This window comes from Fulvivirga kasyanovii (assembly GCF_009711405.1).
In the GTDB taxonomy this organism is placed as follows: Bacteria; Bacteroidota; Bacteroidia; order Cytophagales; family Cyclobacteriaceae; genus Fulvivirga; species Fulvivirga kasyanovii.
Window position 1 is genome coordinate 50,219 of the sequence record NZ_SMLW01000673.1, and the last position, 13,034, is coordinate 63,252.

Sequence of the window (13,034 nt, forward strand, 5' to 3'; positions counted from 1 at the left end):
ATATTTTTAAACTTTCAACCGGTAGTTTTGCCGCTACTCTTCCATTGGCACAAATTGTAGATATTTTGGGTATTCATCAAGGTCAATCTCATTGTTTTTATAGAGCAATTCCCAGGATATTCCCTGATCTTCACTTTGCATAATATCTCCGCTTTCACATCCTACAACGAACTTATCATCATTAGACACTTCGTGTATAAAATTATAACACCCAAGAGGAAGGTTACCAACAGGCTGCCAATTTTCTCCATAATCTTCCGATTTCAGAAAGGACACATGATTGTCTCGATTAAGCTCATTCACAGCGAGTTTATAGTTACGCCTGGTGCGAAAGAAAAGAGAATCGCTGGTTACATAAATGGGCTGCCCTATTGAAGTAAACACGTTGACCTTTTCATTGGAAACTACCCATGTTTTACCTCCATCATTACTGAATTCCAAGGGGTCTCGTCCTCTCCAGGTATTATGTTTTGAGCCGGTAATTATACCATTTGGCTGCTCGTAAATAAAATTGTATTCACCACCTCCCGTAAGCTTATTAACCTCTAAAGTTGTTTTGTTGATGTGCCATGTACGTTCGTCTATGAATACCCTTACTACTTCCTCATGGGATAAAGCGACTGGATACACCAAACCTGCTATTTTGGATTTAATTGTTTTTGTAAAGCTCTCCAATAAGGAGAATTTCCCGGCATGGTAATCATAAGCCCATAACTCAAAAAGGGTATCTTTCCGATGGACAAGTAATAAAAACCTTGAATTGTCCAGCTTTTCAATAGCAAATACATTCCCCACTCTGTCAGGCAAATTAATACCTTTCCATGAGGAATTCGCGGTATTGAAAAATCCGAATAATCCATTTTCACCACCAACCACTATCTCATCACCAAAGGCAGATAGTGATAAAATTTTACCACTACCTTCCAGGTGGAATTTGTTCATATTTGAGGAGTCTTTCACCATCAGACTGCCCATGTTACACCCAAAAAACATTTGTCCTTTATCAGACATTGCTCCTAAAACTGGCCTTGCAGCGCTCTTCAATTGAGCGTTAGCTGATTGTAAACTGTCCGGTTGATTAATCCTGTTGACAGCTTTTCCTGTAAAAAATACAGGAAATTTCTCTGAACAAAATAAATATGCATGATCACTCTTTAATTTAGATATGACATATGGAGGATTTACCCTTTCCTGACTACCCATAGTTTTTAATGGATGGTAAAGGACAGTTCCCAGATTATTAATTTCACCATTTTTCACTTCAAAGGCCAAAAACCATGGAGGAAGATAACCAAAAGTTAAATACACCATATTCATTATGGTATGCTCACCCTTCATCATAGCTATCATGTATTTTCCCTCCGGAAGTTGCCCAACAAACAGTTCTGAAGAGTAAGGGGTAGTTATGCCGGAAACCATATAACCTGTTGATTCACCTGTGATTGATGATATATAAACATGGTTCCATTGTTCAATAGCAGAGGTTATTCTCGGAGCAGTATTAACTATTTCCAAGACAAACCCTCCTCCTTTTTTATTATATTTTTTATTCTTTTCCAGAGACATGTCCTTAATAGTTGAACAAGCACCGGTAAGGAGCAGAATTAAAAGAAACGAGGTGTATTTCATTAACTATAAATTTTTATTCAAGCCGTTCTGCCTACCTCCCGGAATGGATAAATGAGCAAATCTTAGGCAGGTTAACTACTATTTAATAATTAAGCTTAAAAGCCATTTCATGCGCAATAGCCATAAACTGTTTCGACCCGAAACCAGATGAGGATTTAATCGTGAACAGGTCCATAGCTTCAGCATAGGCGTCATATTTACTATACCCGGGCTTTCTTGTACGCAAACTGAAGTTAACACCTGAATTAACCGGTACAAGGCTCACTACATCCATGGTTGTCGGATTAATAACAAGGTACATCCATATCTTTTTATGGGTGTGGAAAATGATGCCGGGCAGGAGTACTCCTTCAGGTTTTTGCTTATAGAGCTCCGCCACTTCTTCATCACTTTTCAGGGCCAGGGGAAGCTTATAAATCTCTCTGGCCTCAGACTCTTCAATTGAAACAACGGACTTTGGCAAGGTCAATATGTTCTTCTCTAATTGAGACATATTTCTATCGTAATCCCACAAGGATTTGTCATTTCTGTCTAGTCCCTTTGAGGCGGCCTCCATATACTTCTGGATATTCCTGAGCAGGAATTCATATTGAAAAGGTGATAACAGATCATCAGGCACCATACATGTAAAAAAGGGCTTGTTTTTGCCTCCAAGATAAGCTGAGAACAGGTAGCCGTCTATTAAGACCCTGGTATTCATCTCAGGCCTTACATCGGTACCGGGCTCCATGGTTAATATGGCATATTGCTCTTTATTTGCTTTTGTCATAAATTCCTGAATCTCTGATATTCTCATGTACAAGATATCATCATGCATATTCCAGTAATGACTGAAAGCCTGTTTTATCGATTCATTTATATTTCCTATATGGGTTTTATACCTTTCAACAGTTTCTGGTTCCTTCCGGTATTTTTTTAAAACATCTTCATCCGGAGTCCTTAACTGTATAATTAAAGCTCTCTTTTTGAATTCCTGTGCATCTTTTTCATTCGGCATTACAAATTGGGCTTTTGTATAGAAGGGAAGCATCAAAATAATCAAGGCAACCAATAAACAGTTTTTCATGGGATTTATATGTTTAAGCTATGGTTGATAGTGAAACAAAAATGCAATTGGAGTTTGTCTATTTGCAACTTTCATCATCTACTACCAGATCACGATGTGTAAATTAAAATGTCAGATCTCTGAGAAACAAGCAGATATTTAAAATACGCAACAATTATTTTGGTTTTTATCATATTGTCTTGCTAAAATTCTAGTCGTATTACTACATATGTTGCTTTTTAAATACTAAAAAATAGTATCAAGGTTTTAGTTTTAAATATGGAGCCATGAGAATTTTTCTCAAATGATTTAGCCATAGCTTTGCTAACCTTCCGAAGGTTTTCAAAAGCTCTATTGGCCGATAGCGCTGACGCGATACTAGAATTTATGAGATGTGGTGGAGTACAAAAAAAGCCCGAGCTTCCCAGCTCAGGCTTTCAAAAAAGACGAATTTACTCTCCTAATCGTCTACTGCTTTATTATTTTCTGGTGTACTTTTCCTTTTTCGGTTTCAAGGGATACTATATAAACGCCATCGGGCAGGCCTGATACATTGGCGGAGATACGGCCTTGGCTGGTGGCGCCGGTAGTGTGGAAGTATTCTTTGCCTTCCAGACCGGTAATTTTAAGGTCCCATTGCCCTTCGGCTTTTGCAAAGTTGACATGAATGATGTCCAGCGCGGGGTTAGGGAAAATGCTCATTTCGGCTGCGACAAAACCTTCTTCCCCCTCATGGGCAATTTCAGGTACCTGACCGGAAGTAGACCTGGCTGTAGCTTTGGCCGTTGCCGCTGTCGGGCAGTCTCCTTCATGAACAAGTACATTTCTAAAGTAAGAGTTGTTACCACTTCCTGCATCATTGTCGTTGGAGAAGAACAGTCGGTTAAATGTACCGGTATAAAAGTCACCAACAGGAATACTGTAGCTCACCCAGTTGGTGCCTGAGTAATTGTCATAATTGGTAATACCCCAGTTCTGTGTGCCATGTACTTTAAAGGTGGCACCACTTTCAGTACTGGCATCAGTATCAAAGCCTATACCGTGAATTTCCCCTTCGCTGGTACTGCGGAACTCAAACTCCAGTACAGTGTTGGTAGTCACGGTATAGTTCAATGGTATGGATCTCCATGTATTATCCTCCAAAAGTACCGTGGCATCGTCCAGCACGGTATAGTTACCATCATCGGCAATGCTGTACGAACTGAAAGTTACGCCATTAAAACCGATCGTTTCACAGTTCGAACCTCCACCATCAGCATCTTTCACTGATACGAGGTCTATGGCAATGTCGCTGCTCCAGCTACTACCTGTGGTACCTCTAAAGCGGATGGAGAGACTGCTGGAAGAAGGCAGGTTCACAGAAGCACTTTGCCAGGCCGAGCCCTGATTTCCGGAAACAGACCAGGCGGTAGACCATGAGCTGCCTCCGTTGGTACTTGTCTCTACTACGAGGTTGCCCATAGATGTGCCTTCCATGTGGTAAGAAAAGGTCAGTGAAGGTTGTGACAGTCCTGATACGTTAAAGCATGGCATATTAATAAGTGCAGTTTTGCTTGGGTACCCGGAACCTGAAGCCTCTACATACAGGTAATATGAGCCGCCTGCTGCTGAGGCAGGGCCTGTACCACTTGAAGGCGTTCCGCCGGAGTCACGCGTCCAGTCGAGGTCGTCGCCACTTTGCTGTGCCCAGGAGCCTATGCCACTTTCGAAGCTTTCGGTATACGGAAATGAACTGATAGTAGTAGCGCATGGATCCGGCGGAGTAGTGTCCAGTCCCATGGCGTCCCAAAATTCAGCTACCCTGGCATTAGTACCTGAGTTACTACCGCCCGAAGAAGTACAACCACCATGGGTGTGAACGCCAATGGCATGGCCTGTACTTTCATCAATAACAGGAGACCCGGAGTTACCTCCCTCGGTATCTACTGTATAGTAAAGTTTAGTACTGGTAGAGCTCGAATAAGGCCCCGAATGAGTCTGTTGGGTCTGGTTTCTGGTACCTGAATCTACACCGAAACCGGTAATTCTGATAGTACCTGCACTATTCACCTGCTTCACGTCAAATGATTTGCCCTGAGCGGCAATAGCTGTAAGACCGGTCTGGCTGTTGGGCGACGTTTCAAATACAGCCCAGTCCAGGCTGCCATCCACCACACTGGTAATAGTGTACTGGTCACTTGGGGCAGGGTGTACTATACTCCCGTTGGAGTTGGACTGCGGCACGTTGAACTGCAACACCTGCATACTACTGCCGGTACAGTGTCCGGCGGTCACCATTTTACCATTTTTGATGATCCATCCGGTACATCCTACAGGTACGATACGCCCAATGGCGGCATCAGTGGAAGGTATCCGGTCATCAGTAGAGCCACATTGAGACAAAGTGCCTACCGCAGGTTCACCGGCCTCTACTTCTTTAATGGCCACCGAAATGTCAGCATCTCCTTTGGAAATGACTTCAATCCTTACCTGGTCGCCATTAAAGTAAGCACTGCTGTTGCCCCACTGCGCCAGTTTTCGGGCATCAAGGATTTGCACTGCCCCATCTTCCAGGGAGGTCAGCCTGATATAGCTCTCGCTGCCCAGGGTTACATTTTCAAAGTAAAGGCGAAGCCAGGTAGCGCCGGCCACTTCCACGATATGGTCTCGCTCCTGACGTAAGGTTGTGGGGTCTTTATCTCCTGTTGAGGTATATTTCCATTCATAGGAGACCTTTTTCATACTCAGGGGTTGTTGAGCATGAACCGTTGACGAAAAGAAAAAAACTGCTAAAATCAAGGCCGCATAGAATGGGGAAAATGCATAAGCCTTGAGCTTTAGGTTTAAATAAAGCTTTTTCATAATTGTTGGTTTTAGGTTTGGTTGAGCGGTAATATTAGTGACATCCAGCTAGAAAAGCGGTGAAAATGTGGGTCGAAAGTCACATGGGCAATATTTGAAGGCACAACGCTTCTTCTTCCGGGCTAATTCAAAAAATCCAATTTCATTTTAGCTCATCCGGAGGTTGGTCCGGGACAACTGTTCTGGTTACTGGTTTACTGGGTACTGTACTGGTTACTGGTTGACGGTTTCCAGGTGGTTCTGGGTACTGGTTTCATTTCCACCGATCACCGAATAGCATTGGTGCAACGGTATGCTGTTTTAACAGGCTAAATGGGCTGGCTATCGGTGACAAGCCAGAAGTGGAGAGGATAAAATATGGGAAAACCGACCGGGTGTAAAAGTTCTTTTCTAATCCTGCAGGCCTCCTTTCACCCATTGAAGCAGCTCAACTTCATCCACAATAGACCAGGAATGTGGGTGCCTGAACCCGGCACTTCTATATCCCGGCTGCTTTGCAGGCATAAACTCTGCCTTGTCGTTGCCCATAAGTAGCAGCCTGTTGATCATTTCAGAAGCTGCAAGCGCATTGGAGTCGAACAAGCTCCTTCTTCTATTCTGTAGCTGCCATACTATATCAACGTCATGGTACACCCTTACATTTGTATTTTTAAGGTATTTTTCGTTACCTACACCTTTCAGGTCAGCATTAAATGGGGTCAACCGGTCATAATTTTCTTTGTTGTTTACTGGGTCGCCTATTTCGCGAAGCATGATTTCGCTAACAAAATTGGCCTCGCCAACACCTGCTTCAGAATAGTTCTTTCTGATCTCACGCTGGAAATAAGCCCAAATGTTAAATAAATCTACAGGAGAATCGACACTAAACACGCCTTGTGGCTCTATGGGCGCTTCTGCAGGTTTTTCAAAGCAGTACTCAGCATATCTCAGACTGATAGTACCCCCGGCAGAAAAACCACCGATGAAAAACTTATCTCTATCCACGTTATACTTTTCCTTCACATGCTCCAAAGCTGCGTTAAGCCTGCTGACCACCTCATCATCTGCATATAACTTCCGCCCTCCGGCGATCGCTATGGTCAAAATGCCGTGCAAATATGCCACATTATGAATTTTGGTTTCAGGGAAAATACTTTCTGCTTTTTGCCCAAAACCAGGCAAAAGCACCAGCACTCCAGACAGTTCTTTTGATTCAGGTACTACGGCCAGATAATAGCCATCATCAATTTTGCTGTTAAATATTATCTTTTCATAATTCTGGCCAAATGCCACACTGAAACCAAAAAATAGCAGGCCGATCGAAAGGGAAATCTTCATGTGTTAAGGTTTTTGTAGGAGTGATACAACGAATTGTTTTTTTATATATTTTCTATGGGCAGTATAATAGGCAGAAATCAAAGTGAATTCATCATTTCAAAACATCCGGGGCCCTGCCGGGGAACAGACCTGGGGACGGGACGTGGAGCTCGCCTTACTCGATTACAAAAGGTGGATGAAAAGTGTTAGCCTTAACTACCAGCTTCCTCATAAAGTTTTTATAAGAAATTGATGGTGAATAGACAAGCGGGGTTTTTAATGATAAAATTAAAAGTTAAATTAAGTAAGATTTGAGCTGGTTAGATTCCTGCCATAATACCTGAAACAATGGTCTGTATTTTGTGCCAGGTAAATACCGGCATTTCTTCATCAAATCCTGATTATGGGAGCAATGGCTTAAAATGAATAAGAAATACCATATTGTATATCTTTTAATCGCTCTTTTGCAGGCAACGACCGTGGTGGCACAGTTTAACCTGGAAAAGGTCAAGTTCTCCCGGCCTAATGAAGATACAAAACTTTATAACTCCACCATTCCATCGATTCTCCAGGATTCCTACGGATTTGTCTGGATAGGTACATCAGACGGACTGAACCGATATGACGGGTATGAATATACCGTGTACCGCAATGATCCAAATGACTCCAGTACACTACTTAGAAATACCATATTAAGTCTGTATGAAGACAGCGAAGGCACCCTCTGGGTGAGTACATCCAATGGCGGCCTTCATACCTATGACAGGGAAAGGGACTGCTTTAAACGAATAGAAAATTATTCTTACGATTGCGAGATTAGCCAGATCATAGAAGATGCTGACAAAAACCTATGGATTGCAGGCATACAATGGCCGATGGCCTTTGTTGCCAGGCTCAACCGGGCCACGGGCAAGTGGCAGCATTTTGACATCCTCTCCTCGAAAACACCTGTATCAACTTTTATACCTGAATCTGAAAACACCTTTTGGGTAGGCTTGAACAATACCGGCTTTTTTAAATGGAATGCTCAAAATGATTCTTTGATAAGCTATCAACCAGACGAATCAAACCCGAATAGCATTGTCAGCAACGAATTTCATAAAGCCATTAAAGATACCCACGGCAATATATGGATTGGTACAAAGCATGGATTGAGCCGGTTAGACCCCTCTTCCGGCAATTTTACCAACTATACTGTACAAGCCGGTGAGCCTAAAGGGCTGCGTGTTAATAATATCCTGACCCTTTGTGAGGATGAAAACTACATTTGGATAGGTACTGAAAACGGCGGGCTCAGCCGCCTCGATACCCGGACCAATACCATCAGGACATTTATTAATGACAAATATGACCCCAGTTCTGTAGTAGACAACTCCATTCATGCACTTTACCGGGACAGGCAAGGCCGTATCTGGGTTGGTACATATTCCAGGGGACTATGTGTATATGATAAATTAAAATATAAGTTTTCGGAGCTTGATGTGCCTCTGAAAAACAATGTTGTGAATGCCATCAGGCAGGATTCGAAAAAACGCATTTGGCTGGGCACTGAGGAAGGCGTTGTGATGAAGGATCAGGATAAAGTACAACATTTCCAGCATATACGCCCCAAAGAGGGGTTTAGTACAGACCCGGTAATATGTATCTATGAAGACAGACAACATCAAATGTGGTTTGGCACATGGTCAAAAGGTACAAGCAGGTATGATGAGGCAAATGGTAAGTTCATCAATTACTTTCCCGATAAAAATAACCCTGAAAGCCTCTCTGACCCTAATGTGTTTTCCATCTGCCAGGAGTCAAAAAAACATCGGATGCTCTTTGGTACCTATGGAGGGATCAATGTTCTCAGAGATCAGGTTAACGGTATTTTCACTAAGCACACCACAGATATTGAGTTCAACAATTACATCCGTATCATATACGAAGACAGCCAGCAGACTATTTGGGTAGGTACCATAGAGGAGCTGACCTGGTACAACCCTGATAACGGCGAAATAACCCGGTTTGGCAGTCACCTGAACAACGGCGCCAGCGTGGTAAGCGGACTTGTGGGCTGCATCACCGAGGACAAAAAAGGGCGTTTATGGGTTGGAACTACCGAAGGCTTACACCTGATCATAGATAAAAAGCTTATAAAAAAGTACACCACCGAACAGGGGCTACCCAACAATGTTATCAACGGCATACTGGAAGACGACCACGGAAACCTATGGCTAAGCACCAATGAAGGCATCGCACGCTTTAATCCTGAAGACGGTTCTGTTAAAAAATATGATACCAGTGACGGCCTGCTGAGCAATAGCTTTAAAGCTAACTCCTGTTTTAAAAATAGTGATGGGTGGATGTTTTTCGGGGGCAACGGGGTAAACGTCTTCCACCCTGACAGCCTGAACGACAACCCACACTCCCCACCGGTTTACATCACAGGATTAAAACTATTTAACCAATCGGTTTCCATTGGCGATGAAACAGGCATTTTGCAGCGTAACATAACTGAGACCCAGGAGATCACTTTGCCCCACAGGTACAACTTCTTCTCGATCAGTTTTGTTGGCCTCAACTTCACATCAACCAATAAAAATAAATATGCCTATAAGCTCGAAGGCTTTGACAGGGAGTGGAACTATGTAGATGACCAGCGTACAGCCACATTTACCAACCTGGATGCCGGCACCTATACTTTCAGGGTAAAGGCCTCCAACAATGATCAACTATGGAACGAAGAAGGGGCATCACTAACCATACATATACTCCCCGCGTGGTGGCAAACCTGGTGGGCCAGACTGATTGCGGCTACCGTACTGATAGGCGCTACCATCTTGTACTACAGAATGAGAATGAGCAGTATCAAAAAGCGCAATAAGCTGCTGAAAAGAATGGTAGATGAAAGAACAAAAGCACTGGTGGCCAGCCAGCGTACCATAGAAGAACAAAATGAAGAGATAAAACAACAGAATGAGTGGCTGGAAAGCGAAGTAAAAAGCAGGACCAAGGTTTTGGTGGAGTATAGCCAGCAATTGGAGCAGTTTACCTTCATGGCGGCTCACAATCTGCGTGCCCCTATTGCCAGAATACTCGGCCTGGGCAGGCTTCTTAGGTTAACAGACAAAAACGAGGTTGAAGAAGCAAAAGAGATATCGGAAAAACTGGTGAGGGCCACTAAGGAATGTGACCAGGTGGTAAAGGACCTGTCCCTCATCCTCGATATTAAAAGAAACAATACGGCTGTAGTCAGTAACATTGATATCAGGGAAGAAATGGAGCTGATCAAAGACCATTTGAGTAAAGAGATAGAGGAGACCAAAACCCGCTTTGAAGAAGACTATTCAGCCTGTACACACATCAATACGGTAAAACCATACTTTGAAAGTATACTCATCAACCTCATAAGCAACGCCATAAAGTACAGGCATCCGGACAGGGCACCGGTAATCAAAGTGAACACCGATATCAAAGGTGACTTCATGTGCCTCTCAGTAACTGATAATGGCGTGGGTATAGATCTCTCTTCGGCCGGGGATAAACTCTTTACATTATATTCCCAATTTCATGAGCATGCACAAGGCAAGGGCATGGGATTATACCTGGTAAAAACACAAGCTGTTACACTGGGAGGCTACGTTGAAGTAGACAGCGAAGTCGACAAAGGCACCACTTTCCGGATTTATTTTAAAACCAATCAAAAAGCGAATAAAGAGGACGTGCAGGTTTCGGAAAGCAAAGCTTAGTTACATTAGAGAACACTATCTTTTAGCACACATCATGCTGAGCCATCACAAAATAAAGCACATTAAAACTTAAAAAAATTCATTTTATTTTCTACCTTTAGATAAGAAATATTCTTCGCTATACCGTATGAAGTGGACCAAGCTAAAAACCGTGGAGCAAATGGATAGGAAAATTAAATACATGTGATGCTTAGCACTAAAAATAAGTAACCGTCTATTGTTATTTTATTCCTGTCGACTGCTGTTAATAACTGCCAAATACCAGGGCAAAAAGTTAATGTCTCCCCCGGAAATTCTGGCTAATCCTATATATTCCTTGTTTTCCAAATTATCGCAAAGACTCTACTATTATGAAAATAACATATTATTTAATGCTGGTTATTATAATGGCATCAGGCTGTAGTGATGATGATGAGTGTGAAAGTAAAGCAATATTTAAATACAACGAATCCAATGGAAAATGCTTAAACTGCGAGGGAAAGGAAGGGTACAATGTAGTTGACTTTGAAAAAGTTCGTATCTCAAAAAATGCAGAATGCATGGATTTATCAGGGATTAACCTGATAAATTTACTTGACACCACAAATAACCAGAACAGCGATCACCTGATGGACGGCTATAACTTTAAGGGAAGTAACTTCAACAAATCAGTATTAAATTTCGCTTATATCATGAATGGAAATTTTGATGGGGCCGATCTTTCCAACCTTGACTATTACTATGCAACCATTGACGCTAAAATTGATAATTTCACTAAACTCCCGGTAATTGAAGGATGCAAAATAGTAAATAGCGATTCGATACGCTGTAGCAGATGATATTGCTACCGACAGGCTTTAGTCTTTTTCTTCATTTTTATATTCTATCCATACTTTCATTTTACCAACTCCCCTGTTAGACCATGAATAATAGGGTATGGCTTTGAGGTTCTGTCCGTTTATTGTATTTACTCCTCCCAGTAAGTCCTCCTCCCTTTTTATCGAATAAGCTTCATCTGTTACCTTAATTCTGTCAAAGTTGACCGGATTATCCACTTCTTCGATGGCATAAACGATCGGACCATATTCAAGAGCCACCTTCCCTCTGTTTTGCGCTATACTATCATGTGAAACCACCTTTTGTATCTCCATTGGAAGTTCAAGTGTCACAACATCTCCCGCCTCCCACTCGCGGGTAATAGATACATACTCCTCCTCATGGGCTATATTCTGTCTTTTTCCATTTATTAAAACAGAACCCGTGGTATGAGCAGCTTCCTTATAAGAGTAAAGATCAGTGGGCAATACTTCATTTCGGGCCCACCCGGGCACTCTTAACTTTAAGGTAAAAGGTGCTTTTTCTTTAGGATCAATGCGTATGTTCACCACTCCGTTCCAGGGATAGTCCGTCTCTTGCACCAAGCTTATTGTATTGCTCTCAATTTCTATTGTAGCCTTACTGGACGCATACAGGTTTACATAGATTGAGTCTTCATGCTTTGAATAAATAAGTCCCGGGATAGAAGGGATAAAGCGAATCAGGTTTGTAGGGCAGCAAAAACAATCAAACCACGATTGCCTGCTGCATGCCCCTCTGTTAAATTTGTATACACCATCAGATTCCAGGGCATTGGGATAAAAGAACTCTTCACTATTCAATGCCAGGCCTGAAAGGAGTCCGTTATACATTGTACGTTCAATAACATCAAAATATGAGGCACTTCCATACAGGCTATGTAATCTATGGTTCCAATATACGCTGCCTATTGCGGCACATGTTTCACTGTAAGCCGTGAGATTGGGCAGCTCATAGTTTTCACCAAAGGCCTCACTTTCATGCCTGGCACCAATACCTCCGGTAACATACATTTTTTTACTCACCATATTGTTCCAAAGGTTATTTACAGCCTTAGCATAGGACGAATCATTTTTCAGGGCCGCAATATCGGTCATTGCCGCATACATATAGACAGCCCTAACTGCATGCCCAACAGCTTCCTGTTGTATTGTCACCGGCACATGATCTTGGGAATAAGGGCCAAAAAGTTCGTGATTTTCCGGTTTTCCCCTGTTATCGAGGAAGTATTTAGCCAGATTGAGGTAATCTTCGTTTTTTGTAATTTGAAAGAGTTTTATCAACCCTGTTTCTATGATCTGATGTCCCGGGACTGCCTGTATTTTTGTTGTCGAGTCTCCAAATGTGCTTACCATCAGGTTGGCATTTTTAAGGGCTATGTCCAGAAAATTCCTTTTCCCTGTTGCTTGATAGTGTGCTGCTGCGGCCTCGTAAAGATGCCCTGCATTGTATAATTCATGGCTCGCACCCAGCGATTCCCATCGCTTTCCTTCCCTGACCTCAACCCATTGGGCAGGCGGCCTGGCCGGATCAATGGTTCTCCAGGTGGTTAAATAACCGTCCTCTTCCTGACCTGTTTTGATGATGGCCACCAATGAGTCTATCAATGCAGATAATTTTTTGTTAGGGGCACTGATCAGCGAATAAGATGCTCCTTC

The 13,034-nt window shown here is 42.6% G+C and carries 7 protein-coding genes; 2 read left to right on the top strand and 5 right to left on the bottom strand.

Annotated features, from left to right (window positions below; all coding sequences use genetic code 11):
- Nucleotides 1-33 precede the first annotated feature (33 nt).
- The 4 genes from E1163_RS28180 to E1163_RS28195 all read right to left on the bottom strand — a co-directional run bounded on the left by E1163_RS28180 (nt 34) and on the right by E1163_RS28195 (nt 6,832).
- Entirely contained in the window at nt 34-1,629 is a 1,596-nt protein-coding gene (locus tag E1163_RS28180; RefSeq protein WP_155176751.1) for a WD40/YVTN/BNR-like repeat-containing protein, read from the bottom strand.
- Nucleotides 1,630-1,711: 82 nt separating this feature from the next.
- Nucleotides 1,712-2,695, bottom strand: coding sequence for a hypothetical protein (locus E1163_RS28185; protein ID WP_155176752.1), 984 nt, complete (start codon nt 2,693-2,695; stop codon nt 1,712-1,714).
- Between the two features lie 447 nt (nt 2,696-3,142).
- The gene (locus E1163_RS28190) at nt 3,143-5,515 is read right to left on the bottom strand and encodes a T9SS type A sorting domain-containing protein (protein WP_155176754.1); all 2,373 of its coding nucleotides are present in this window, start codon (nt 5,513-5,515) and stop codon (nt 3,143-3,145) included.
- A 390-nt stretch (nt 5,516-5,905) separates the two neighbouring features.
- Nucleotides 5,906-6,832 carry an alpha/beta hydrolase family protein gene (locus E1163_RS28195; protein ID WP_155176756.1) on the bottom strand — a complete coding sequence of 309 codons (927 nt, stop codon included), beginning with the start codon at nt 6,830-6,832 and terminating at the stop codon, nt 5,906-5,908.
- Nucleotides 6,833-7,233: 401 nt separating this feature from the next.
- On the opposite strand from E1163_RS28195, the gene E1163_RS28200 reads away from it, so the two are divergent.
- Together E1163_RS28200 and E1163_RS28205 are read left to right on the top strand one after the other, a co-directional pair.
- Nucleotides 7,234-10,542, top strand: coding sequence for a ligand-binding sensor domain-containing protein (locus E1163_RS28200; protein WP_155176758.1), 3,309 nt, complete (start codon nt 7,234-7,236; stop codon nt 10,540-10,542).
- Nucleotides 10,543-10,892: 350 nt separating this feature from the next.
- A complete protein-coding gene (locus tag E1163_RS28205) occupies nt 10,893-11,360 on the top strand; it encodes a hypothetical protein (RefSeq protein WP_155176760.1) in 468 nt (155 codons plus the stop codon).
- Between the two features lie 18 nt (nt 11,361-11,378).
- Here E1163_RS28205 and E1163_RS28210 read toward each other — a convergent pair.
- Nucleotides 11,379-13,034, bottom strand: a 1,656-nt coding sequence (locus tag E1163_RS28210; RefSeq protein ID WP_155176762.1) for a glycoside hydrolase family 127 protein, incomplete at its 5' end; no start/stop codon positions are given.